The sequence below is a fragment of the Actinosynnema sp. NPDC091369 genome, from assembly GCF_044757065.1.
Taxonomy (GTDB): Bacteria; Actinomycetota; Actinomycetes; order Mycobacteriales; family Pseudonocardiaceae; genus Actinosynnema.
This window is the reverse complement of the sequence record NZ_JBIVUG010000001.1, coordinates 697,038-720,833: the sequence shown is the minus strand read 5'-3', so window position 1 is coordinate 720,833 and position 23,796 is coordinate 697,038. Positions and strand designations below refer to the sequence as shown.

The 23,796-nt window shown below is 73.1% G+C and carries 24 protein-coding genes; 18 read left to right on the top strand and 6 right to left on the bottom strand.

Annotation, left to right across the window (positions count from 1 at the left end; all coding sequences use genetic code 11):
• Nucleotides 1–83 precede the first annotated feature (83 nt).
• Complete coding sequence (locus ACIQMJ_RS03495) at nucleotides 84–1,784, bottom strand: substrate-binding and VWA domain-containing protein (RefSeq protein WP_499759411.1); 1,701 nt, start codon at nucleotides 1,782–1,784, stop codon at nucleotides 84–86.
• 419 nt (nucleotides 1,785–2,203) lie between these two features.
• Between ACIQMJ_RS03495 and ftsH the strand changes: the two genes are divergently transcribed.
• From ftsH to ACIQMJ_RS03455, 8 genes are read left to right on the top strand one after another with little or no spacing between them, the layout of a single operon-like run.
• A complete protein-coding gene (gene ftsH / locus ACIQMJ_RS03490) occupies nucleotides 2,204–4,465 on the top strand; it encodes an ATP-dependent zinc metalloprotease FtsH (protein ID WP_499759410.1) in 2,262 nt (753 codons plus the stop codon).
• A 17-nt stretch (nucleotides 4,466–4,482) separates the two neighbouring features.
• Nucleotides 4,483–5,106, top strand: a complete 624-nt coding sequence (folE, locus tag ACIQMJ_RS03485; protein WP_387488085.1) for a GTP cyclohydrolase I FolE — start codon at nucleotides 4,483–4,485, stop codon at nucleotides 5,104–5,106.
• Between the two features lie 29 nt (nucleotides 5,107–5,135).
• Nucleotides 5,136–5,924, top strand: coding sequence for a dihydropteroate synthase (gene folP, locus ACIQMJ_RS03480; RefSeq protein WP_499760238.1), 789 nt, complete (start codon nucleotides 5,136–5,138; stop codon nucleotides 5,922–5,924).
• A gap of 19 nt (nucleotides 5,925–5,943) precedes the next feature.
• Nucleotides 5,944–6,306: a dihydroneopterin aldolase gene (folB, locus tag ACIQMJ_RS03475; protein ID WP_499760237.1), complete on the top strand. Its 363-nt coding sequence runs from the start codon at nucleotides 5,944–5,946 to the stop codon at nucleotides 6,304–6,306.
• The gene (gene folK, locus ACIQMJ_RS03470; protein WP_499759409.1) at nucleotides 6,299–6,781 is read left to right on the top strand and encodes a 2-amino-4-hydroxy-6-hydroxymethyldihydropteridine diphosphokinase; all 483 of its coding nucleotides are present in this window, start codon (nucleotides 6,299–6,301) and stop codon (nucleotides 6,779–6,781) included. The genes folB and folK overlap by 8 nt, the downstream gene beginning before the upstream one ends.
• Before the next feature lie 54 nt (nucleotides 6,782–6,835).
• On the top strand, nucleotides 6,836–7,492 hold the full coding sequence (locus ACIQMJ_RS03465) for a maleylpyruvate isomerase family mycothiol-dependent enzyme (protein WP_499759408.1): 657 nt from the start codon (nucleotides 6,836–6,838) through the stop codon (nucleotides 7,490–7,492).
• Between the two features lie 17 nt (nucleotides 7,493–7,509).
• Nucleotides 7,510–7,962 (top strand): DUF3180 domain-containing protein, encoded by a 453-nt coding sequence (locus tag ACIQMJ_RS03460; RefSeq protein WP_499759407.1) that lies wholly within the window; start codon nucleotides 7,510–7,512, stop codon nucleotides 7,960–7,962.
• A gap of 50 nt (nucleotides 7,963–8,012) precedes the next feature.
• Nucleotides 8,013–9,785 (top strand): DUF6779 domain-containing protein, encoded by a 1,773-nt coding sequence (locus ACIQMJ_RS03455; protein WP_499759406.1) that lies wholly within the window; start codon nucleotides 8,013–8,015, stop codon nucleotides 9,783–9,785.
• Nucleotides 9,786–9,788: 3 nt separating this feature from the next.
• On the opposite strand, the gene ACIQMJ_RS03450 is transcribed toward ACIQMJ_RS03455, so the two are convergent.
• The 3 genes from ACIQMJ_RS03450 to ACIQMJ_RS03440 form a co-directional block, all read right to left on the bottom strand.
• The gene (locus tag ACIQMJ_RS03450) at nucleotides 9,789–10,862 is read right to left on the bottom strand and encodes an NADH-quinone oxidoreductase subunit D (protein ID WP_499759405.1); all 1,074 of its coding nucleotides are present in this window, start codon (nucleotides 10,860–10,862) and stop codon (nucleotides 9,789–9,791) included.
• Nucleotides 10,863–10,898: 36 nt separating this feature from the next.
• Complete coding sequence (locus ACIQMJ_RS03445) at nucleotides 10,899–11,345, bottom strand: DUF1203 domain-containing protein (protein ID WP_499759404.1); 447 nt, start codon at nucleotides 11,343–11,345, stop codon at nucleotides 10,899–10,901.
• 61 nt (nucleotides 11,346–11,406) lie between these two features.
• Nucleotides 11,407–12,324, bottom strand: a complete 918-nt coding sequence (locus ACIQMJ_RS03440; protein ID WP_499759403.1) for an SAM-dependent methyltransferase — start codon at nucleotides 12,322–12,324, stop codon at nucleotides 11,407–11,409.
• A gap of 30 nt (nucleotides 12,325–12,354) precedes the next feature.
• Here ACIQMJ_RS03440 and ACIQMJ_RS03435 point away from each other — a divergent pair, with 30 nt between their 5' ends.
• The 5 genes from ACIQMJ_RS03435 (at nucleotide 12,355) to ACIQMJ_RS03415 (ending at nucleotide 16,744) form a co-directional block, all read left to right on the top strand.
• Nucleotides 12,355–13,527, top strand: coding sequence for a PrsW family intramembrane metalloprotease (locus tag ACIQMJ_RS03435; RefSeq protein WP_499759402.1), 1,173 nt, complete (start codon nucleotides 12,355–12,357; stop codon nucleotides 13,525–13,527).
• Between the two features lie 90 nt (nucleotides 13,528–13,617).
• The gene (locus tag ACIQMJ_RS03430) at nucleotides 13,618–14,508 is read left to right on the top strand and encodes a Rossmann-like and DUF2520 domain-containing protein (protein WP_499759401.1); all 891 of its coding nucleotides are present in this window, start codon (nucleotides 13,618–13,620) and stop codon (nucleotides 14,506–14,508) included.
• A complete protein-coding gene (gene panC, locus ACIQMJ_RS03425) occupies nucleotides 14,505–15,395 on the top strand; it encodes a pantoate--beta-alanine ligase (RefSeq protein ID WP_499759400.1) in 891 nt (296 codons plus the stop codon). The genes ACIQMJ_RS03430 and panC overlap by 4 nt, the downstream gene beginning before the upstream one ends.
• 10 nt (nucleotides 15,396–15,405) lie before the next feature.
• Nucleotides 15,406–15,900, top strand: a complete 495-nt coding sequence (panD, locus tag ACIQMJ_RS03420; RefSeq protein WP_499759399.1) for an aspartate 1-decarboxylase — start codon at nucleotides 15,406–15,408, stop codon at nucleotides 15,898–15,900.
• Nucleotides 15,901–15,958: 58 nt separating this feature from the next.
• Complete coding sequence (locus ACIQMJ_RS03415; RefSeq protein WP_499759398.1) at nucleotides 15,959–16,744, top strand: type III pantothenate kinase; 786 nt, start codon at nucleotides 15,959–15,961, stop codon at nucleotides 16,742–16,744.
• A 7-nt stretch (nucleotides 16,745–16,751) separates the two neighbouring features.
• Here ACIQMJ_RS03415 and ACIQMJ_RS03410 read toward each other — a convergent pair whose 3' ends face one another.
• Nucleotides 16,752–17,507, bottom strand: coding sequence for a class I SAM-dependent methyltransferase (locus ACIQMJ_RS03410; RefSeq protein ID WP_499759397.1), 756 nt, complete (start codon nucleotides 17,505–17,507; stop codon nucleotides 16,752–16,754).
• Nucleotides 17,508–17,569: 62 nt separating this feature from the next.
• Between ACIQMJ_RS03410 and lysS the strand changes: the two genes are divergently transcribed.
• From lysS to ACIQMJ_RS03385, 5 genes are all read left to right on the top strand, one after another.
• The gene (lysS, locus tag ACIQMJ_RS03405) at nucleotides 17,570–19,081 is read left to right on the top strand and encodes a lysine--tRNA ligase (RefSeq protein WP_499759396.1); all 1,512 of its coding nucleotides are present in this window, start codon (nucleotides 17,570–17,572) and stop codon (nucleotides 19,079–19,081) included.
• A 114-nt stretch (nucleotides 19,082–19,195) separates the two neighbouring features.
• Complete coding sequence (locus tag ACIQMJ_RS03400; RefSeq protein WP_073886911.1) at nucleotides 19,196–19,543, top strand: histone-like nucleoid-structuring protein Lsr2; 348 nt, start codon at nucleotides 19,196–19,198, stop codon at nucleotides 19,541–19,543.
• 272 nt (nucleotides 19,544–19,815) lie between these two features.
• A complete protein-coding gene (locus ACIQMJ_RS03395; protein ID WP_499759395.1) occupies nucleotides 19,816–20,805 on the top strand; it encodes a FecCD family ABC transporter permease in 990 nt (329 codons plus the stop codon).
• Entirely contained in the window at nucleotides 20,802–21,851 is a 1,050-nt protein-coding gene (locus tag ACIQMJ_RS03390; RefSeq protein WP_499759394.1) for a FecCD family ABC transporter permease, read from the top strand. The genes ACIQMJ_RS03395 and ACIQMJ_RS03390 overlap by 4 nt, the downstream gene beginning before the upstream one ends.
• Nucleotides 21,848–22,654, top strand: coding sequence for an ABC transporter ATP-binding protein (locus tag ACIQMJ_RS03385; RefSeq protein WP_499759393.1), 807 nt, complete (start codon nucleotides 21,848–21,850; stop codon nucleotides 22,652–22,654). The genes ACIQMJ_RS03390 and ACIQMJ_RS03385 overlap by 4 nt, the downstream gene beginning before the upstream one ends.
• A 145-nt stretch (nucleotides 22,655–22,799) precedes the next feature.
• Here the strand turns inward: ACIQMJ_RS03385 and ACIQMJ_RS03380 are convergent, their stop codons facing one another.
• Nucleotides 22,800–23,600 (bottom strand): (2Fe-2S)-binding protein, encoded by an 801-nt coding sequence (locus ACIQMJ_RS03380; RefSeq protein WP_499759392.1) that lies wholly within the window; start codon nucleotides 23,598–23,600, stop codon nucleotides 22,800–22,802.
• Nucleotides 23,601–23,796 lie beyond the last annotated feature (196 nt).

Below are 23,796 nucleotides of genomic sequence, written 5' to 3'. Positions count from 1 at the left end.
CACGCTCTTCGATCGGTGGGAAAGGCGACACGATGGGCCGACTTCCAGGCGGCCGAGACGCCGTCTGCGGAGCAGCGGCAATGTCAACAGTTCGGCCGGCAGCGCCGCTGGGAGATGCCGTCCAGCAGGACGCCGCGGATGTCCTCCGGCTCCATCGCCTGGTAAGCCTTGCCGCCGGTGGCGTCGGCGATCTGCCGCAACGCGTTCATGTCCGCGTCCGCACCCAGCCCCACCATGATCATCGGCACCGGTCGGGCCGGGTCGGCTTCGCGCTTCAGCGTGGCGACCAGGGCGGGCAGGTCGATGCTGGAGATGTCGTCGTTGCTGCCGTCGGTGATCAGCGTGACCGAGTTGATCTTCGACGGGTCGTAGGTCTGCTGCACGTGCCGGAACGCGGCCAGCGCCGTCTCGTGCAGCGCCGTGCCGCCGCCGACCAGGGCGGGCAGGCCGCCCGCGCCCTTCTGCAGCTGCACCCGTCGCGGCGCGCCGCCGATCGGCTCGCCCAGCGGGCCCACCGGCACCAGCTCGATCCAGTCGTTCGGCGGCTTCTTGTTCGTCGAGAACGCCCACAGGCCGATCTCCGAGGTGTCCGGCAGCATGCCCAGCGCGGTCAGCGCCGCCTCCCGGGCCGCCTCGACCCGGGTCTGGCCGTTGCTCATCTTCTCGGCCATCGAGCCGGACACGTCCAGCACCGCCAGCAGCCGGGTGTCCAGGCTCACCGCGCCCCACGTGCGCAGCAGCTCGGAGACCTGGTCCGGGTCCGGTGTCTTGAGCACGGCCACGTCGTCGCCGCGCACGCCGTCCTTCTCGTTGGTCCACCCGCCGGGCGCCTTGCCGTCGGGCGTGCGGAACCCCGCCTCGGCGAACCGCTGGGCGGTCCGGCCCGCGCGCAGCGCCTTCGCGAAGCCGTCCGCGGCCTGGGCGGTGCCCACCTGCTCGCCCGACCGGGTGACCCGCACCAGCGGGTAGTCGAACGAGACCGTGCCCTCCTTGGGGTAGGAGGCGACGACCCGGCGCGACCCGGCCGTGCGGTTGGCCGCCAGCACCGACTGCTCCGAGGCGGTGAACACGGGCGCGTTCTCCTCGCCCTGCACGACCTTGCCGAACGCGTCGCGCACGGACGGCAGCGCGTTGCGGCCGACCCGCAGCAGGGCGCCGATCAGCTCCGGCTTCGGCGTGCCGTCCGGGTTGCCGAGCTGCGCCCGGATGACCGCCAGCGTGGCCAGGCCCTCGGTGGACGTGGTCGGGTCGCTCAGCGTCACCGGCACCTTCGGGTCGACGACCTTCGCCCAGGTCACGGGCGTGATCGGCCAGCCGAGCGCGGACATCGACGGCTCCGAGCCCGCGATCACCAGCGGCGAGCTCGCCAGCGGGTCGAGGACGTCCAGGCGCGGCGCCTCCTCGCCCTCGTCGCCGGCCTGCCGCTGCGTTTCGGCGGCCCACATGGACGAGTCCGGCACCCACAGCGCGGGCGGGTTGATCTGCGCGGTCGGCAGCTCGTTGGCCACGTCGGCCGCGCCGCGCGCCTCGACCTGCACCTGCACGCACTTGCCGTCCACCATGGGCTGGGTGGCCTGGTAGTCGTCGGCGGCGCCGCGCACGACCTCCTCGATCGCCGGCGTGACCGCGATCTTGAGCGGTAGGGTGCCCTTGCACTCCGGCCCGCTGGTGGCCCGCAGCGCCACGACGGTGATGCCCGCGGCGGCGATGACGCCGATCAGGGCGCCGACGGGCAGGAGGACGCGGCGGAAGCGACCGGGGCCGTCCGGGTGGCGAGCTGACATGCTTCGTACCTTCGGTCGGTGTTCACCCTTTCGGGTGGGCGAAGAACACTCGGTGGTTGCCGAGGATGACACGGCTCACTCACATGACAAACTCTCGTGTTCTACGTCACGTGAGCGTCCCTCATGTGGTTGCTACCTGCTAGTAACGCATGACCCCCGGTAAGTGTTACGGGGTTGATCCCCACCCGGTTCACCGCCGAATCGCTCGACCGGGTGACCCCTGTTGACCTGGGACGCGTGTTCACCGTCACCACGGGAACCCGGAGCCGTCCCCGCCCGTTGGTCCGGCAAGACGCGACAGGGCCCGCACGCGGAGCGCTTCGCCCGAGCCATGGGCGGTAGTCTGGTCGGACGGGTGTGCCCGTCTGCGCCCGTCGACAAGTCAGGGAGGGTCGAGGCCGCCCGCCGGCCGTAAGTGCATGGACCGCAAGCGCCTGCTTCGCAACCCGCTGCTGTGGATCGTGGCGGTGTTGCTGCTCTTTTACGCCTTCAACGTGCTCTTCGACGACAACCGGGGCTACACCCCGATCAAGACGTCCCAGGCACTGCAACAGATCCGGGACGGCCAGGTCAAGGAAGCCACGATCGAGGACAAGGAGCAGCTCCTCAAGCTCACCCTCAACGACGGGGTGACCGTCGAGGGCAGCAACCGCGTGCGCGCCCAGTTCCCGGCGAGCTCCACGGACGAGATCTTCACCATCCTCGACCAAGCGGGCAACAAGCCGGTCGTCGAGACCAAGGTCACGCAGGACTCGTTCCTGATGCAGATGCTGCTGTACCTGGTCCCGCTGGGCCTGCTGCTGCTCCTGCTGATGTGGATGATGAACAACGCCCAGGGCGGGGGCAACCGCGTCCTGAACTTCGGCAAGTCCAAGGCCAAGCAGCTGTCCAAGGACATGCCCAAGACGACGTTCGCCGACGTCGCGGGCGCCGAAGAGGCCGTCGAAGAGCTCTACGAGATCAAGGACTTCCTGCAGAACCCGGGCCGCTACCAGGCCCTGGGCGCGAAGATCCCCAAGGGCGTGCTGCTGTACGGCCCGCCCGGCACCGGCAAGACGCTGCTCGCGCGCGCCGTGGCCGGCGAGGCCGGCGTGCCGTTCTACTCGATCTCCGGCTCGGACTTCGTGGAGATGTTCGTCGGCGTCGGCGCCTCGCGGGTGCGCGACCTGTTCGAGCAGGCCAAGCAGAACGCGCCGTGCATCATCTTCGTCGACGAGATCGACGCGGTCGGCCGCCACCGCGGAGCCGGCCTCGGCGGTGGCCACGACGAGCGCGAGCAGACGCTCAACCAGCTGCTGGTCGAGATGGACGGCTTCGACTCGCGCGGCGGGATCATCCTGATCGCGGCGACGAACCGGCCCGACATCCTGGACCCGGCGCTGCTGCGCCCCGGCCGGTTCGACCGGCAGATCCCGGTGTCCGCGCCGGACCTGAAGGGTCGCAAGCAGATCCTGCGCGTGCACGCCAAGGGCAAGCCGTTGGCCCCGGAGACGGACCTGGACGGCCTGGCCAAGCGCACCGTCGGCTTCTCCGGCGCCGACCTGGCCAACGTGATCAACGAGGCCGCGCTGCTCACCGCGCGCCAGAACGGCACCGTCATCACCAGCGCCGCGCTGGAGGAGTCGGTGGACCGCGTGATCGGCGGCCCGGCCCGCAAGAGCCGGATCATCTCCGAGAAGGAGAAGAAGATCACCGCCTACCACGAGGCCGGGCACGCCCTGGCCGCGTGGGCCATGCCGGACATCGACCCGGTCTACAAGGTCACGATCCTGGCCCGCGGCCGGACGGGTGGTCACACCCTGTCCGTGCCCGAGGAGGACAAGGACCTGATGACCAGGTCCGAGATGATCGCCCGGCTGGTGTTCGCGCTGGGCGGCCGCTCCGCCGAGGAGCTGGTCTTCCACGAGCCGACCACGGGCGCGTCCAACGACATCGAGCAGGCGACCAAGATCGCCCGCGCGATGGTCACCGAGTACGGCATGTCCGCCCGGCTCGGCGCGGTCAAGTACGGCCAGGAGCAGGGCGAGCCGTTCCTCGGCCGCACCGCGGGCCGGCAGGCCGACTACTCGCTCGAGGTCGCGCACGAGATCGACGAGGAAGTCCGCGAGCTGATCGAGGCCGCGCACACCGAGGCGTACGAGGTGCTCAACACCTACCGCGACGTGCTCGACGCGCTCACGCTGGAGCTGATCGAGAAGGAGACGCTGCACCAGAAGGACCTGGAGCGGATCTTCGCCAAGGTCGAGAAGCGGCCCCGGATCACGAAGTTCAACGACTTCGGCCACCGCACCCCGTCGGACAAGCCGCCGGTCAAGACCCCGGCGGAACTGGCCAAGGAGCGCGGCGAGCCGTGGCCGCCCGCGATCGAGGACACGATCGACTCCGACCCGCGGATCCCGGACCCGGTGCCCACGCCACCGAACGGCCACCACGGGGCCCAGCCCCAGCCGTACCAGCAGCCGCCGCCGCCGCAGCAGCAGCAGCAGCCCTACCCGCCGCAGCCGCAGCACCCGTCGTCCGGCCCGCCGAACTACGGCGCGCCGCCCGGGTGGACGCCCGCGACGGTGCCCGGCGGTGGCGCCCACTCGCACGGCGCGCAGCCGCCGCAGTGGCAGCCGGAGCCCACGGACGCGGAAGCCGGGAAGCGGTCCTTCGACACGGACCCGGACAACCGCACGTGACCGAGCACGACACCGCGATCGACCAGACCGGCCTCTCCGTCAACGGGGGGGCCGGTTTGGCGCGCCGGCCCTTCGACCAGAAGCGGGCCGAGGCCGCCGTGCGCGAACTGCTGCTCGCCTGCGGTGAGGACCCGGAGCGCGAAGGGCTGCGCGACACCCCGGCGCGGGTGGCGCGGGCGTACCGGGAGCTGTTCGCCGGGCTGCACACCGACCCGGACGGCGTGCTGGCCCGGACGTTCGACGAGAGCCACGAGGAGCTGGTGCTGGTCACCGACATCCCGATGTTCTCGTTCTGCGAGCACCACCTGCTGCCGTTCCACGGCGTCGCGCACGTCGGGTACATCCCGAACGAGCACGGCCGGGTGACCGGGCTGTCGAAGCTGGCCCGGCTGGTCGACCTGTACGCCAAGCGGCCGCAGGTGCAGGAGCGGCTGACGTCGCAGGTGGCGGACGCCCTGATGCGCCGGCTCGAACCGCGCGGCGTGATCGTCGTGGTCGAGGCCGAGCACCTGTGCATGGCCATGCGCGGCGTGCGCAAGCCCGGCTCGCGGACCACGACGTCGGCGGTGCGCGGGCTGCTGCGCGACTCGGCGTCGACGCGGTCGGAGGCGATCGAGCTGATCAAGGGGCGGTTGCGGTGAGCGTGCCCAGGCCGGGGCACTGCGTGGTGATGGGCGTGCTCAACGTCACCCCCGACTCGTTCTCCGACGGCGGCCGGTACCTCGACCTGGACGACGCCGTGGCGCACGGCGTGGCCATGTTCCGGCGCGGCGCGGACCTGGTGGACGTGGGCGGCGAGTCGACCCGCCCCGGCGCGGGCCGGGTGTCGCCGGAGGTGGAGGCGGCCCGGGTCGCGCCGGTGATCCGGGCGCTGGTCGCCGAGGGCGTGCCGGTCAGCGTGGACACCACGCGGGCCGAGGTCGCGCGGGCGGCGCTGGAGGCGGGCGCGTCGATCGTGAACGACGTGTCCGGCGGGCTCGCCGACCCGGGCATGGCGCCGCTGGTGGCCTCGGCGGGCGTGCCGTACGTGCTGATGCACTGGCGCGGGCACAGCAGGCGGATGGACCAGCTCGCCGTGTACGACGACGTCGTGCGCGAGGTGCGCGAGGAGCTGTGCCGCCAGGTGGACGCGGCCCTGGCCGCCGGTGTGGCGTCGGACGACATCGTGCTCGACCCCGGTCTGGGGTTCGCCAAGGACGCCACGCACAACTGGCAGCTGCTGCACGGGCTGGACTCGCTGCTGGAGCTGGGGTTCCCGGTGCTGGTCGGCGCGTCGCGCAAGCGGTTCCTGGGTTCGCTGCTCGGCGACCGCGCCCCGGACGGCCGGGAGGACGCGACCGCGGCGGTGTCGGCGCTGGCGGCGTTCGCCGGCGCGTGGGGCGTGCGGGTGCACGACGTCGACCGGTCGTTGGACGCGGTGGCGGTGGCTCGGGCTTGGAGGCGTGGAAGTGCCCACTGACGTGAGCGGGCCGGCGGAGGTGTGCGACCGGATCTCGTTGCGGGGCCTGCGGGTGCGCGGGTTCCACGGCGTGTTCGAGCACGAGAAGCGCGACGGGCAGGACTTCCTGGTCGACATCACCGCGTGGCTGGACCTGTCGCGCGCGGCGGCCACGGACGACCTGCGGGAGACGCTGCACTACGGCGAGCTGGCCGAGCGCGCGGCGGCGATCGTGGCGGGCGGGCCGCACGACCTGATCGAGACGGTGGCGGGCAAGGTGGCCGACGAGGTGATGACCGACCTGCGGGTCCGGGCGACCGAGGTGACCGTGCACAAGCCGTCCGCGCCGATCCCGCTGGTGTTCGAGGACGTCGCGGTGACGATCCGGCGCACCCGTGACTAGGGCGGTGCTGTCGCTCGGTTCGAACCTGGGCGACCGGCTGGCCCACCTGCGGCTGGCGGTGGCCGGGTTCGCCGACGTGCTGGTGGCCGCGTCGCCGGTGTACGAGACCGCGCCGTGGGGCGTGACGGACCAGGGCGACTTCCTCAACGCGGTGCTGGTCGTGTCCGGCGACGTGGACGAGTGGGGCTGGCTGCGGCGCGGGCAGGCGCTGGAGCAGGCGGCCGGGCGGGTCCGGGAGCTGCGGTGGGGGCCGCGGACGCTGGACGTGGACGTCGTCACGGTGGACGGCGTGCGGTCGTCGGACCCGGAGCTGCTGCTGCCGCACCCCGGCGCGCACGAACGCGCGTCCGTGCTGGTGCCGTGGCTGGACGTGGAGCCGGACGCGGTCGTGCCGGGGCGCGGTCGCGCGCGCGACCTGCTGGCCGGGCTGGACCTCGGCGGCGTCACCCGGCGGGACGAGCTCGCGCTGCTCTGAGCGGCGCTGCGGCGCGCGTGCGGCGGGGTTAGCGTGGGCCGCGGAGGTGTCGCGATGAGCAACGCGGTCACTTACGACGCCGCACGGCGGCGGATCATCAGCCTGGTCACCGGCGGCGACCCCGACGCGCCGGTCGCCGCGTGCCCCGGCTGGGCGGTCCGGGACGTGCTGGCGCACCTCGCGGGCGGGTTGGGGGACTTCGCCGAGCAGCGGTTCGAGGGCGTCGAGGACGGCTCGTGGGGCGAGCGGCACGTGACCGAGCGGCGCGGGCGCAGCGTGGGCGAGCTGCTGGTCGAGTGGGAGCGCAACTTCCAGATCGCCGAGGGGCTGTTCGACTCGCCCATGGGCGCGGTGCTGATCGCGGAGATCGTCTCGCACGAGCACGACATCCGCACCGCCCTGGGACGGCCGGGCGAGCGCGACGGCGTGGCCGTGCGCGCGGCGCTGACGCGGCCGTTGCAGGAGCTGGACAAGCGGCTGCGGGCCCGGCACCTGCCCGCGCTGAAGATCACCCTGGAGCACGGCGACCGGGTCGTGGGCGAGGGTGACCCGGCGGGCGGGCTGCGCACGTCGTCGTTCGAGCTGCTGCGGGTGCTGGGTGGCCGGCGCGACGACGACCAGGTGCGCGCGCTGGACTGGGACACCGACCCCGCGCCGTGGCTGCCCGTGCTGTCGCTGTTCGGCAGGCGCGAGACCGCGCTGGTCGAGTAGTCGGGGACGATGGTGGGGTGAGGTTCACCAAGCCCCGTGACCTGCTCGCCGCCGGACTCGTCGCGGGCCTGCTCGCGCACCTGCTGACCAGGCTCGCCTACGACACCCTGCCGCCGCTGCCCACGTTCGCCGGCTTCACCCTGCTGGTGATCGCGATCGTCAACGGGTGGCTGGCGTTCTCGCTGCGCGCCCGCATCCTGCGCAAGCCCGGCGCGCGGCCCGTCGAGCCGTTGACCGCGGCGCGCGCGGTGGCGTTCGCCAAGGCGTCGTCGCTACTCGGAGCGATCATGCTGGGGGCGTGGGCGGGGGTCCTCGTGTACGTGCTGCCGGCCCGCGGCGAGTTCGAGGCGGCCGACCACGACACGGTCAGCGGGGTGGTCGGCGCGGTGTGCGCGGCGGTGCTGATCGCGGCCGCGTTGTGGCTGGAACGCTGCTGCAAGACGCCCGACGACCCGCACCCGGATCAGTAGATACGGACGCGGAGGTCTCAATCGGGTAACTGACCGGTACGGTAGACGCCATGACCGGGCGAGGCGCGTCGGCAGATGACGAGCAGCAGGATCACGGTCGTGGCTTCGGGCGACTACTGCTGGTAGCGGCGCTGGCGCTCGCCCTGGGCGCCGCGGCGGTGCTGGTGCTGAGCGACAACGCCCGCTGGCTGCGGTTGGCCGTGGTCGCCGCGCTGTGGGCGGCGCTGGTCGGCGCGTTCCTCGCGGCCCGCTACCGCAGGCAGGTGGCCGACCGCGAGGACGAGGTGGCCGATCTCCAGTCGGTCTACGAGCTCGAGCTGGAGCGCGAGATCGCGGCCCGGCGCGAGTACGAGCTGGAGGTCGAGGCCGAGACCCGCAAGCGGGTGCAGGAGGAGGCCAAGGACGACCTGGAGGCGCTGCGCGGCGAGCTGCGCGCCCTGCGGGAGAACCTGGAGGCCCTGCTCGGCGGCGAGGTGCTGGTCGAGCGGGTGGCGCTGCGCGCCGAGTCGACCCGGATGCGCGCCCTGTCCGACCAGTCGCGGCTGATGGCGGTGGGGGACAAGCGGATCATCAACGCCGGGCCCGCCGTGCCGGTGACGAAGAAGGCCGCGGAGAAGCCGCAGGCGGACCGGACCGAGCTGATCGAGCGGGTCGGCGTGGACACCGCGCGCAAGGACCAGGTCCGGCGTCCCGAACCGACGCGCCCCGAGCCCGCGCGGCGCGAGCAGGCCCAGCCGGCGCGCCGCGAACCGGCCCGCGCGGCGGCCCAGCCCCGCCCCACGCCGCCGGTGGTCGTGCGGCGGGAGGCGGCGAAGGCGGAGCCGACCGAGCGGGTGGGCCGGGACGTGGCGGCGAGGTTGTCGCCGCCCGCGGCCGGCCGGCCGGCCGAGCCGTCGAAGACCGAGCACACCGTGCAGCGGCGCAGCCGGGTGGCCGAGCGGACCGAGATGATCAGCCGGGACGCGGTGGCGGACGCGCCCGCGCGGCGGACGGGTGAGCAGCGGGCCGGGTCGACCGGTGACCAGCGCCCCGCTGCCGCGGACGTGCGCCGACCGTCGACCGCGCGGGCCGAGCTGACGGGCGAGCACCGCCCGGTGGAGCCGCGTCGCCCGCGAGCCGACCTGACCGGCGAGCACCGGCCCGTCGACCCCGCTCGTCGGCCCGCCGCGCCGCCGACCGGTGAGCACCACCCGGCCGGTGAGCCGGGTCGTCGTCCCGCGGCGAGGGCGGACGTGGCCGGTGAGGCGGGTCGTCGGCCCGTCGCGCAGCCCACCGGCGAGCACCACCCCGTCGACCCCGCCCGTCGCCCCGCCGCACGGGCGGACCTGACCGGCGAGCACCGTCCGGTCGAGCCGGCAGGTCGGCCGGCAGCGCGGGACCTGACCGGTGAGCACCGGCCGGTCGGCCGTCCCGAGCCGGCCGGTGAGCAGGCGCGCCGACCGGCGGCGCGGGCCGAGCTGACCGGCGAGCACGTGCCGGTGGCCGAACCCGCGCGGCGGGCGTCGGCCGACGACGAGGCACGTCGCCGCCGCGCGGCCGAGCCCGAGTCGCTCGGCGGGCGCGCGGCCGAGCCGGCGTCGGCCGCCGTGACGCCCGAGGGCCGTCGCCGGGCCGCCGAACCCGCGGCCGAGTCGGGTGGCCGTCGTCGGGCCGAAGAGCGCTGGGACTCGTGGGAGGACACCCCGCAGCCGTCCGGCAGGCGCAGCGCGCCGGAGCCGGTCGAGCCCGCCGGCGCCCACGCGGACGGCAAGTCGGTCAGCGAGCTGCTGGCCGCGTTCGGCGGAGGGGACTCGCCCCGCCGCCGCCGTCGCCGCGAGGACTAGGGCTCACTTGTCGATGTCGCCGACCACCACGGCGAACGACCCGAGCACCGCGGGCAGGTCGGCCACCTTCGTGCCGGGCAGCAGCGCGGACAGGGCCTGGACGTTGTTGAACGACGGCGTGCGCAGCTTCAGCCGCCACGGCGTCTTCTCGCCGCGTGAGGCCAGGTGCACGCCGGACGTGCCCAGCGGGGCCTCGACCCACGTGTAGACCGAGCCCTCGGGCGCCTTGACCGCCTTGGGCAGCCGCAGGTTGACCGGGCCGGTCGGCAGGTCGTCCAGGCACCGGTTCGCCAGCGCCGCGGACAGGCGCACCTCGTCCACCAGGCACCGGACGCGGGCCAGCGCGTCGCCCTCGGTGCGGACCACCGGCCGCACGTCCAGGTTCCGGTAACCGGGCAGCGGGTCGTCGCGGCGCAGGTCGAAGTCCACTCCGGACGCCCGCCCGATCGGACCCGTGACGCCGAACGCCAGCGCGGCGTCACGGTCGAGCACCCCGAGGCCCGCCAAGCCCTCCGGCGCCTCGCCGGGGTCCACAGTGGACAGAACGTCGCGCACCCGGTCCGTCCAGCCCGCCGGCACGTCCTCGCGCAGGCCGCCGATCCGGTTGAACATGAAGTGGATGCGACCGCCGGACGCCTCCTCCAGCACGGCCTGCACGGCGTCGCGGTCACGCGTTCCGGTGAGCGGCGCGAGGAACACCAGGTGCGCCATGATCCGGTTCAGCTCGCACAGCAGCACCCGCAGCACCTGGGCGCGCGGCGGGACGTCCATGCCGGTCATGCGCTCCACGGCCAGCGCGACGGCCAGCTCGTTGCAGAAGGCGGCCAGCCAGTCGTGCCGGTTGGCCAGGGTGAGCACCTGCCGGTAGTCGCGGACCTCGAACAGCTTCTCCGCGCCCCGGTGCAGGTGCCCGACCAGCGGGGACGCCGCCGTGATGACCTCGTCGTCGCGGACGGTGAGCCGCAGCCGGTACGCGCCGTGCGCCGACGGGTGCAGGGGACCGAGGTCGACCACCCGGTCCACGCCCAGGTGGCGGGCGCCGGCGCCCACGCCAACGGTGATCTCCACGCCGGCCATCGTCGCACGGCACGAGCCGCGGCTGCCGGTCCAGGGCTACTCGCGGGTGATCGCGAACAGGAAGCAGCCGTGGGAGACGCTGCGGACCTGGACCTCGGCGACGTCCGGGTCGTCGAGCAGCGCGGTGACCCGGTCGGTGAGGACGTCCGGCCCGGCGACCTCCCCGTCGTGGATGCGGCCTTCGGCGGTGTAGGCGCGCAGGGTCCGCGGCGCGTGGCGGAACGCCTCCGGGAACTCCGCCGTGGTCGCCGGCCCGTCGCACGGTTCGGCGTGCGCGAACACCGGCCCGAGCTCCTCGTACGGGCCCACGCCCGCGGCGGGCGTGTGGCGGAACAGGATCACCGGCTCACCGGGCCCGGCCTTGCGCAGGCAGCAGCGCAGCGGCGCGCCGGGTGACTCGTCGTGCCTCTCGTGGTGCTCGTCCGTGCCGGCGAGCGCGCGGGCCCGGTCGAGCACGTCGTTCGGCAGCGCGTGGATTCTCATGCGCCCGACTCTCGCCGGGACCGGGCCGCCCGTGCCGGCGGTCTTCGGCCGTCGAGACCCGTCAGGGCCGCCACGGCGGCAGGGGCGGCAGCAGGGACGGCAGGGGCACGCCGACGCCGTGCAGCAGCCACCCGAACGACCCCAGCCCGCCTTCGGCCCGCAGCTCGGCGACGCGGGACGCCCGTTCCGCGGCCGTCAGCCACGCCGACCCGTCCCGGGGCGTGCCGACCTCGCCGTCCAGGCCCAGCGCGGCCAGCGCGTCCCGTTGCGAGACCAGCACCCACTCGCCACCGGCGGCCTCGGCGCACGCGTCCAGCGCCACGTGCGCCGTCAGGTCGCACGAGCCGTCGAACACCGGCTCCACCCGCCGCCCGCCCCGGTACGCGGCGAACGTCCCGCGCGCGTACCGGCCCGCCACCCGGTCGGCCCGCACGTGCCCGTAGTCCACCGCCAGCGCCGCACCGCGCGCCACCCGTGACACGGCGTCCGCCCACGCCACGTCCCGCGGCTCGCCGATCTCCGCCTGCTCCCCCTCGCCCACCGGCCACCACCGGTCCAGCCACGGGTGGGAGCACGGCCCCGTCACCACCGGGCACGGCACCGCGTCCAGCCACTCGTGCCCGACCAGCAGCCCGTGCACCGACGACGGCAGGTCCGACCGCCACCGCACCCCCGGCACGGACCGCGCCGGCCCGACGTCCACCGCCGTCACCGCCAGCCGCGCCGCCAACGACCCCGAGGCCAGCGACCGCACCGCGCCGGCCAGCTCACCACCGCCGGCGCCCACGTCGACGAAGTCCAGCCGCGCCGGCCGACCCAGCTCGAAGTCCACCCGATCGAGCAGCACGAGCAGCGCTTCGGCCAGCTCAGGACCCACCAGCGGGGCGGTGCGGAAGTGGTCCGCCGGGACCTCGCCACGCGTGAAGAACCCCGACGGCCCGTACAGCGCCTCCCGCCACAGGGCTTCCGAGTCCACCATCGGTCAAGTGTCCCTTTAAGGTTTCCCCTCGTGACCACTCCCGCCCGCAAGCGCGTCGACCAGCAGCGCTGGACCGTCCTGCTCCCGGTCCTGGGCCTGATCGCGCTGGGCGCGTCCGGACTGGTCCTGTTCGGCCTCGGCACGTCGCAGACCGGCCTGCTGCCGATCCTGGTCGGCGCGGTGGCCGCCCTGCTGCCCGTGCTCGCGGTGATCGGCGCCTACCTGTGGGTCGACCGCTGGGAGCCGGAGCCCGCGAAGATCCTGCTGCTGGCGTTCTTCTGGGGCGCGTGCGGCGCGACGATCACCTCCCTGGTGTTCAACCAGACCGCGCACGTGCTCGGCCAGCTCATCAACGGCGGTGACGGCAGCACGTTCGCCGCCGTCATCGGCGCGCCGATCACCGAGGAGGCCGCGAAGGCGGCGTTCATCGTGGTGCTGTTCCTGCGCCGGCGGCAGGAGTTCGACGGCGTGGTGGACGGCGTGGTCTACGCGGGCGTGACGGCCGCGGGCTTCGCGTTCACCGAGAACATCTGGTACTTCGCCCGCGTCTTCTCCGACAGCGGGTTCGGCGACCTGGGCAGCGGCGTGATCGCGCTGTTCATCCTGCGCGGGGTGCTCTCGCCGTTCGCGCACCCGCTGTTCACGTCGATGACCGGCATCGGGATCGGCATCGCGGCCATGACCGCGAGCCGCCGGGTGCGCGTGATCGCGCCGGTGCTGGGCTACCTCGGCGCGGCGGGCCTGCACTCGCTGTGGAACTTCTCCACCACGGTCGGCACCGGCTCCACGTTCATCAACCTGTACTTCTTGATCATGGTGCCGATCTTCGCCGGCATGGTGCTCATGGTCGTCTGGCAGCGCCGCCGCGAGCAGCGGATCGTCGCCGGGCAGCTGCCCGCCATGGCCGCCAACAAGTGGATCGCCTCCAGCGAGGTCACCCTGCTGGCCAGCCTCCAGGGCCGCAGCCGGTGGCGCCGCACGGTCAAGCGCAAGGTCGGCGACGAGGCGGCCAAGGCCGTCGCGGGCTACCAGGTCGCCGCCACCGAACTGGCGTTCCTGCGCCACCGCATGGCCAACGGCACCGCGGGCCACGACGCGGAGGAACGTCACGCCAAGCTGCTCGCCGCGCTCGTCGCCGCACGTCAGACCGCCGTGAACGCGCCGGGCGCGCTGAAGGCCGCGGGTGGCGTTCGTCGCAGTTGACGGCTCGCCGCACCGCACCGGATTACGCTCGCGGCCGTCGTCCGGTACCCGAGCATCGGGACTGGAACGCCGCCTTAAGGAGTACGTCGCATGGACGCGACCCCCCGCCCCGCGCGGTTGGCCGTGGGAGTGATCTCGGCCGGCCGGGTGGGTTCGGTCCTGGGTGCCGCGCTGGCCCGGTCCGGGCACGTCGTGAGCGCCGTCTCCGCCGTTTCCCGCGACTCCCTGCGCCGCGCCGAGGAACTGCTGCCCGACGTGCCCGTGCTGCCGCCGCCGGACGTCGCCGCCTCCGCCGACCTGGTGCTGCTGGCCGTGCCCGACGACGAGCTGGCCGGCCTGGTCCGCGGCCTCGTGGCCACCGGGTCGCTGCGCGCCGGGCAGATCGTCGTGCACACCAGCGGCGCGCAGGGCGTCGAGGTGCTGCGGCCCGCGGCCGAGCTGGGCGCGCTGTGCGTGGCGCTGCACCCCGTGATGACGTTCACCGGCCGGCCCGAGGACGTGCAGCGGATGAACGCCTGCTCGGTCGGCGTCACCGCGGCCGACGGCGACGACATCGCCTGGCACGTCGGCGAAGCGCTGGTGGTGGAGATGTCCGCGGAACCGGTGCGCGTGCCCGAGGCCGCCCGCCCGCTCTACCACGCCGCCCTCGCGCACGGCGCGAACCACCTGATCACGCTGGTCGCCGACTGCGCGGACCTGCTGCGCGGCGCGGGCATCGCCGACGCCGAGCGGATGCTCGGCCCGCTGCTGTCCGCCGCGCTGGACAACGTCCTGCGGCACGGCGACCGCGCCCTCACCGGTCCGGTCGCGCGCGGCGACGCGGGCACGGTGGCCAAGCACCTGGAAGAGCTGGCGGGAACCGACGCGTTGCCCGCCTACCGCGTTCTGGCGCTCCGCACCGCGGCGCGCGCCGAGGCCGCCGGGCTGCTCAAGCCCGAACTCGCGTCCGAAGTCCGCACCACCCTAGAGGGACAGGCATGACCAAGCCGCTCACCAAGGACGACTACAAGCCGGGCGACGTGACGGTGCACCGCGACCCCGACCGGCTGCGCCGCGTCACCAAGGCGTTGCGGGCGGCCGGTCGCAACGTCGCGCTGGTGCCCACCATGGGCGCGCTGCACGAGGGCCACCGCAAGCTGATCCGCGAGGCCCAGGTCCTCCAGAACACCGTGGTCGTCGTCTCCATCTTCGTGAACCCGACCCAGTTCGGGCCCAACGAGGACTTCGACCGCTACCCGCGCAGCTTCGACTCCGATGTGGACATCTGCCGCGAGGAGCGCGTCGGGCTGGTGTTCGCGCCGTCCGTGGACGACATGTACCTGCCCGGCAGCACGGTCACGGTCGACCCCGGCCCGCTCGGCGACGAGCTGGAGGGCAAGACCCGGCCCGGCCACTTCGCCGGCGTGCTGTCCGTGGTCGCCAAGCTGTTCAACATCGTGCAGCCCACCTACGCGGTGTTCGGCGAGAAGGACTACCAGCAGCTCACGCTGATCCACCGGATGGCGCGCGACCTGAACTTCGGGCTGGACGTGGTCGGCGTGCCGACCGTGCGCGAGCCCGACGGCCTGGCGCTGTCCTCCCGCAACCGCTACCTGTCCGAAGACGAGCGCTCCGCCGCGACCGCGTTGTCCGCCGCGCTGGTGGCGGGCGCGCACGTCAGCGGCCAGGGCGCGGACGCCGTGCTCAGGGCCGCGCGCGACACGCTCGCCGCGGCGCCCGGCGTCGACCTCGACTACCTGGAGCTGCGCGCGCCCGACCTCGGCCCCGCGCCGGAGAACGGCGACGCCCGCCTCCTGGTGGCCGCCCGCGTCGGCTCCACCCGACTGATCGACAACGTCGCCGTGCTGCTCGGCACCGGTGACGAGTAAGGGGACCGCCATGTTCCGCACCATGCTCAAGTCGAAGATCCACCGGGCCACCGTCACCCAGGCCGACCTGCACTACGTCGGCTCGGTCACGGTGGACGAGGACCTGATGGAGGCCGCCGACCTGCTGGCGGGCGAGCAGGTCGCGATCGTGGACGTCACCAACGGCGCCCGGCTGGAGACCTACGTCATCCCGGGCGCGCGCGGCACCGGCGTGATCGGCATCAACGGCGCGGCGGCGCACCTGGTCAAGCCGGGCGACCTGGTGATCCTCATCGCCTACGGGCAGATGGACGACGCCGAGGCGCGGGTGTACGAACCGAAGGTGGTCTTCGTCGACGCCGACAACAAGGTGGTCGAGCTCGGCGCCGACCCGGCCCACGCGCCGGAGGGCTCGGGGCTGGTGAACGGGTCGACCTCCGCGCAGGTCCCGGCGCAGCCGGAGCCGGTGGCGGCGGAGACCGAGGACGCGGCGGCGCTGGACGCGTTGATCCAGGCCGAGGACTAGCAGACCCAGACGCAGTAGGCCGGGAAGCAGTAGGCCGAGAAACAGGGGGAGACCCGCAGTGCTGCTCGCCATCGACGTCGGCAACACCAACATCGTGCTGGGCCTGTACGACGGCACGGGGGACTCCGCCGCGCTGATCCGGGACTGGCGGATGCGCACCGACGCCCGGATGACCGCCGACGAACTGGCGCTGACCATGCGCGGCCTGCTCGGCGAGTACGCCGACAAGATCACCGGCATCTCGGCGCTGTCCACCGTGCCCGCCGTGCTGCGCGAGCTGCGCGTGATGCTCGGCCGGTACTACGCGGGCGTGCCGAAGGTGCTGGTGGAGCCGGGCGTGCGCACCGGCGTGCCGCTGCTGGTGGACAACCCCAAGGAGGTCGGCTCCGACCGGGTGATCAACACGCTGGCCGCGCACCACCTGCACAGCACGGCGTGCGTGGTGGTCGACTTCGGCACGTCCACGAACCTCGACGTGATCTCGGCCAAGGGCGAGTTCCTCGGCGGCGCGCTGGCGCCGGGCATCGAGATCTCCGTGGACGCGCTGGCGGCCCGCGCCGCGCAGCTGCGCAAGGTCGAGCTGGTGCGGCCCCGGTCGGTGATCGGCAAGAACACCGTGGAGTGCCTCCAGTCGGGCATCGTCTACGGGTTCGTCGGCCAGGTCGACGGGCTGGTGCGCCGGATCGTGGACGAGCTCCAGGAGAGCGAGCCGGGTCCGGTGGCGGTGATCGCGACCGGCGGCCTCGCGCCCCTGGTGGTGTCCGAGTCGGCCACCATCCACTCGCACGTGCCGGACCTGACCCTGCTGGGCCTGCGGCTGGTGTTCGAGCGCAACCGGGCGTGAGCGGCGGTCAGACCCGGCGCAGCCGCTTCACGTGGACGGTCAGCGGCAGGTCGAACTCGCCCTCGGCGGTTTCGGGGCGGGCCTTGAGGAACGCGAGCATCCGCGCGTTCAGCTCGGCCCGCTCCTCCTCCGGGATCACCAGCGCGTGCGAGTGGGTGTTGACCATCGCCACCAGGGACTCGGCGGTGCGGCGGTGCGCGTGCGGGAAGTCCCGCTTCACCGGGTCGGTGAACAGCTCGTGCTCCGTCATCGGGTCGAAGGCCAGGTCGTCCTGCCGGCTGACGCTGGAGTGGGCCGCCTGGACGAAGTCCGCCACCCACGGCGCCGAGGTGTCGTAGTCGTTCCACAGCGCGGCCAGCACCCCGCCCGGCCGCAGCACGCGGGCGATCTCCGGCATCGCGCGCTCCGGGTCGAACCAGTGGAACGCCTGGCCGACCACGACCGCGTCCACCGTGTGGTCCGGCAGCGGTATCCGCTCCGCCGTGCCGGGCAGCGCGCGTGCCGCGCCGTGGTGGCGCACCAGCTCCGACAGCATCCCCTCGTCCGGCTCGACGGCCGTCACGTGGTGGCCCTCGGCGAGCAGGCCGCCGGTCAGCTTGCCGGTGCCCGCCGCCAGGTCCAGCACGTCGTGCGGCCCCGCGCCCAGCGGCTCCAGCACCCAGCGGATGGCCTCGGCGGGGTAGTCCGGTCGGTGTTGCGCGTATGCCGGGGCGTGCGCTCCGAAGGAGTTCGCCCGTCGTGCCCGCAAGTCGTCTCCCGTCACCACACCGAGCCTAGTGAGATCCGGTTCGATTTCCCGAGCGGTCTTTCCGTACTCTTCGTCCTGTGAGTGAGCAGCCAGCGACCGGTTCCGCGACCAGCGACGACGATCTCCCCGAGCAGCTGAGGGTGCGCCGGGAGAAGCGGGCGCGACTGCTGGAACGCGGTGTCGATCCGTATCCGGTCGAAGTACCGCGGACGCACACGTTGCGCGAGGTCCGCGAAGCGCATCAGGGCCTGGAACCCGACACGTCGACCGGTGATGTGGTCGGGGTGACCGGCCGGGTCATGTTCATCCGCAACACCGGCAAGTTGTGCTTCGCGACGCTGCGCGAGGGCGACGGCACCGAACTCCAGGCCATGCTGAGCCTGAACGGCGTGGGCGAGCAGGCGCTCGCCGAATGGAAGTCCGACGTCGACTTGGGCGACCACGTATTCGTGCACGGCGAGGTCATCACGTCCCGCCGCGGCGAACTGTCCGTGATGGCGGACGGCTGGTCCATGGCGGCGAAGGCGTTGCGCCCGTTGCCGGTCGCGCACAAGGAACTCGCCGAGGAAACCCGCATTCGCCAGCGGTACGTGGATCTGATCCTGCGCGAGCAGGCCAGGAACACGGTGCGCAACCGGGCCGCGGTGGTGCGGTCGTTGCGGGAGTCGTTCCACCGGCGCGGTTTCGTCGAAGTCGAGACCCCGATGTTGCAGACGTTGCAGGGCGGCGCGAGCGCCCGGCCGTTCGTGACCCGGTCGAACGCGCTCGACATCGACCTGTTCCTGCGCATCGCGCCGGAGCTGTACCTCAAGCGGTGCGTGGTCGGCGGTATCGAGAAGGTCTTCGAGATCAACCGCAACTTCCGCAACGAGGGCATGGACTCGTCCCATTCGCCCGAGTTCTCCATGCTGGAGTACTACGAGGCGTACGCCACGTACGACACCAACGCGGTGCTGACCCGGGAGCTGATCCAGGAAGCCGCGATGGCGGTCGCCGGTTCGCACGTGGTGACGCTGGCCGACGGTTCCGAGTACGACCTCGGCGGCGAGTGGACGACGTTGAGCATGTACGACTCGTTGTCCGAGGCGGCCGGTGAAGAAGTCACGCCCGAAACTTCTTCGGAGCGGCTGCGCGCGCTCGCCGACAAGCACGGGCTGGAGACCGACCCGAAGCTCGGGCACGGCAAGCTGGTCGAAGAGCTGTGGGAGCACCTGGTCGGCGACTCCTTGCACGCGCCGACTTTCGTGCGTGATTTCCCGGTGGAGACCTCACCGCTCACCCGCCAGCACCGCACCCGACCGGGTGTGGCCGAAAAGTGGGACCTCTACGTGCGCGGTTTCGAGTTGGCCACGGGATACTCCGAACTGGTGGACCCCGTGGTGGAGCGCGAGCGGTTGGAAGCCCAGGCCCGCCTTGGCGCGACCGGTGACGTCGAGGCGATGCCGGTCGACGAAGACTTTCTGCGATCACTGGAGTACGGAATGCCACCGAGCGGTGGTGTGGGAATGGGCATCGACCGGCTGCTGATGGCGCTCACCGGTCTCGGTATCCGGGAGACGATCCTGTTCCCCCTCGTGCGCCCGGAATGAGTAACTTCTCGGACTCCGGGCGGCGCATTCCCGCAGTTGTGCGCTAACCTGCACTCGCCAATGCTTTAGGTCGCGGTCGGGGAACACCGCGCATTCGAGTCCAGGAGGATACGCATGGCGCAGAAGGTCACCGTGACCCTGGTCGATGACCTGGACGGTGGGAAGGCCGAGGAGACGGTCGGCTTCGGATTGGACGGTGTGTCCTACGAGATCGACCTTTCTGCGGACAATGCGTCCAGGCTCCGCGACGCTCTCGCCGACTTCGTCGCCAGTGCCCGCAAGGCGGGTGGCCGCAAGCGCGGCCCGGGTCGTCCGGCCGGTGTGAAGGCGGCTCGCCCCGCTTCGGCGGATCGCGAGCAGAACCAGGCCATTCGGGAGTGGGCCCGCAAGCAGGGCATGAAGGTGTCCGATCGCGGTCGCATCCCGGCCGAGGTGCTGGAGGCTTACCACCAGCAGGGCTGACGCGACTTGCGGACGTGGCCCAGGCCACCGCAATTACGTCGATCGACGAAGGGGCGCCGGATTCCTCCGGCGCCCCTTCGGTTGTTTTCCCCACTCGCGCGCCGCGCCGAAGATCCATTCCGCCGGCCCGATGCGCGCAACGCGCGCCCGTGCGGCCAGGTGATCTTCACCTCCTCCGTTCGGCGGCACGGAGCGTGTCCGGCGGTGCTCGCACCGTGTTCGGTTAGGCTTACCTCACCGAAGGTCGGGTCGCGGTGGGAGGAGCGAGCGCGTTGGCCCTCCGCAGCACCCGCCTCGCCCTGCTCGTCGGGCTCCTCGGCGCCGTCGCGCTCGCCAGCGTCGCCATCGGCGCGAAGGACGTCCCGCTCGCCGACGTCTGGCACGCGCTGACCGCGCCGACCGGGCTGGAGAACGACCTCGTGGTCCGCGGCCTGCGGGTGCCGCGCACGCTCCTGGGCATCGCGGTCGGGGTGGCGCTGGGCGTCGGCGGCGCGCTCATGCAGGGCCACACCCGCAACCCGCTGGCCGACCCGGGCATCCTCGGCGTCACCCAGGGCGCGGCGTTCGCGGTCGTGCTCTCGATCTTCACACTCGGCGTGACCAGCCTGAACGGCTACGTGTGGTTCGCGTTCGGCGGCGCGCTGGTGGCCAGCGTCGTGGTGTTCCTGCTCGGCTCGGGCCGCAACGGGCCCACCCCGGTCACGCTGGCGCTGGCGGGCGCGGCGGTCAGCGCCCTCATGCACGGCCTGGTCTCCGCGCTGGTGCTGCTGGACCGGCAGAGCCTGGACGCGTTCCGGTTCTGGCAGGTCGGCGGCATCGCCGGGCGCGAGCTCGACCTGCTGTGGCAGGTGCTGCCGTTCCTGCTGCTCGGGCTGGTGCTGGCCGGCGCCAACGCGACCGGCCTGAACGCGCTCGCGCTCGGTGACGACGTGGCCAGGTCGCTGGGGCAGCGGGTGGCGCTGACCAGGGTCGTCGGGGTGGTCGCCACGACGTTGCTGGTGGGTGGCGCGGTGGCGGTGTGCGGGCCGATCGGGTTCCTCGGGCTGGTCGTGCCGCACGCGGCGCGGGCGCTGACCGGGCCGGACCACCGGTGGCTGCTGCCGTTCGCGGGCGTGCTCGGGGCGATCGTGCTGCTGGTCGCCGACATCGTCGGCCGGGTGGTGGCCAGGCCGGGCGAGCTGGAGGTCGGGGTCGTCATGGCCCTGGTCGGCGCGCCGTTCTTCATCGCCCTGGTGCGGCGGCGGAAGCTGGTGAAGCTGTGAACGGCTTCCGGGTCGGTCCGGTGTCCGGTCCGCTGCGGTGGCGGCCGGTGGCCGTCGTGGTGGCGGGCCTGGGCCTGGTGGTGCTCGCGGGCGCGGTGAGCGTGGCCCGCGGCGACTTCCCGATCCCGCTGGGCCAGGTGTTCGACGTGCTGCTGGGCGGCGGTCAGCGCGGTCAGCGGTTCATCGTGCTCGACCTGCGGCTGCCGCGGGCGTTGACCGGGGTGTTCGTGGGCGCGGCGCTCGGCGTGGCGGGCGCGGTGTTCCAGTCGATCGCGCGCAACCCGCTGGCCGGCCCCGACATCCTCGGCATCACGTGGGGTGCGGGCGCGGGCGCGGTCACCGTGATCACGTTCGCCGGGTCGATGGGCGCGGTCGGCGGGACGGTGGCGACGGTCGGCGTGCCGGTGGCGGCGCTGGGCGGCGGCCTGCTGGCCGGGCTGCTGGTCTACGGCCTGGCGTGGCGGCGGGGGATCGAGGGGTTCCGGCTGGTGCTCGTCGGCATCGGCGTCTCGGCCGTGACCGGCAACTTCACCCACTACCTGCTGACCGTCGGCGACGTCACCGACGCGGCGCGGGTGATGGTGTGGATCACCGGCAGCCTGAACGGGCGCGGGTGGGAGCACGTCGTGCCGGTCGGGGTGGCGCTGGCGGTGCTGCTCCCGGCGGCCCTGGTCGGCTCCCGGCTGCTGGGCGCGTTGCAGTTCGACGACGACACCGTGCGCGGGCTGGGCGTGCGGATCAACGGTGCGCGCAGCGTGATGCTGCTGCTCGCGGTCGTGCTGGCGGCCGTGGCGACCGCCGCGGCCGGTCCGGTGGCGTTCGTGGCGCTGGCGTCGCCGCAGATCGCGCTGCGGCTGGCCGGCACCGCCACGCCGCCGCTGCTCGGGTCGGCCGTGGTCGGCGGGCTGCTGGTGGTGGTGTCGGACCTGGTCGCGCGGCTGGCGTTCGGCGGGTTCGAGCTGCCGGTGGGCGTGGTGACCGCGGTGCTCGGCGCGCCCTACCTGATGTTCCTGCTCGTCCGCAGTCGCCGGGAGGCACGGGTATGACCGCTGTTCGGCTTCAGGCGCAGGCGCTGTCCGTCGGGTACGGGGAGCGGCTGGTGGTGTCGGAGCTGGACCTGGACGTGCTGTCCGGTTCGGTGACGGCGGTGATCGGGCCCAACGGGTGCGGCAAGTCGACGCTGCTGCGGGCGCTGGGGCGGTTGCTGCCCGCGCGGGCGGGCGCGGTGGTGCTGGACGGCAAGCGGATCGACCGGACGCCGACCCGCGAGGTGGCGAAGGTGCTGGCGATGCTGCCGCAGTCGCCGCAGGCGCCCGAGGGGCTGACGGTGGCCGAGCTGGTCGCGCGCGGCCGGCACCCGCACCAGGCGTGGTACCGGCAGTTCTCGCCCGAGGACGAGGCGGCGGTGGCGTCGGCCCTGGAGATGACGGGCATGGCGGAGCTGGCCGAGCGGACCGTGGACGAGCTGTCGGGCGGGCAGCGGCAGCGGGCGTGGATCTCGATGGCGCTGGCGCAGGGAACCGACCTGCTGCTGCTGGACGAGCCGACCACGTACCTGGACCTGGCGCACCAGATCGATGTGCTCGACCTCGTGCAGCGGCTGCACCGGGAGTTCGGCCGCACCGTGGTGATGGTGCTGCACGACCTGAACCTGGCCGCCCGCTACGCCGACCGCCTGGTCGCGATGAAGGACGGCCGGATCGCCGTCGCCGGACCGCCCGCCGACGTGCTGACCGAGTCGACCCTGCTGGAGGTCTTCGGCCTGGAGGCCCGCGTCGTCCCCGACCCGGTCTCCGGCACGCCGCTGGTGATCCCGATCGGCCACCGCCACCGCACCCCCGAACCCTGACCCGCGTGTCGAACCCCCAGGTCCCGCGTGTCGAACGTTCAGGACCCCCGAGTTCAACGCTCAGGACGCGTGTGACCGGACCTGAGCGTTGAATTCAGGGGTTCTGGAGGTTCGACACGCGGGACGCGAGGGTTCGACACGCGGGTCAGCAGACGCGGGGGCAGGTGGCGCAGGCTTCGGCGTTCGGCAGCACGTAGTGGAAGCAGCAGCTCTCGCGGCGGCGGGTCCAGCCGGTCCCGGTGGCCCGCAGCGTCGACGCCGAGGTGAACGGGTCCAGCTTGGCCGGCAGCAACAGCGCCGAGTCCATCACGCCGCCGGTCTCGTCGCCGCACAGCTGCCCCGCCGTCCACGCCGCGCTGTCCAGCGCGTCCGTGGCCGCCGCCCACAGCATCCGCCGCCCCAGCCGCACGGTCGGCCCGAACGAAGCCACGAACCGCGCGGTGTGCGCGGCGAACCGGGCCCGCATCAGCGCCGCCAGCGCCGTCTCGTCGGCCACCACGGTCGCCGCCGGGTGGTTGCCCTCAGGGTCGTCGGGCAGGCACGCGAAGTCGTCGGTCAGCAGCGCCACGCCGACCACGTGCGGCCGGCCCTCCGCCGCGACCCTGACCGCCACGTCCTCGGGCCGCAGCGACGGCACCCGCCGCGCGGTGTGGAACAGCAGGCCGCCCAGCACGCCCACGACGCTGAGGTACCAGCTCATGACGTACCCGGCCGTGGTGCGGTCGGGCGCCTCGCCGTACTGCTCGCGCAGCCACTCGGCCAGCGCCTTGCGCCACCCGTCGAACCGCTCCGGCTCGCCCATGAGCTCCGAGCACAGCACCCAGTCACCGCGCTCGGCCGGCAGGCCGAACCTCAGCTCGAAACCCTCGTACAGCGACACCCGCGCCAAGGACCGCGCGACGGGCGTCATCACGTCGCACGCGGTCGTCCGCACCGGTACGGTCATGTCCAGAAGGTCCTCGTCGGTTCGAGCGGGCCGAGTGGTTCAGCGGAGCGTGGTTGAGGCTTGCCTAACCTTACCCAGGTTCACCTAACTTGCACCCCGGCGGTGACACCGGTCACCCCGGATGTCGCCGAACGGTGGAATGTTCGCGCTCAGCGGACAACACCCGTTCCGTGGAATCTGCCTGGCAGATCACGCG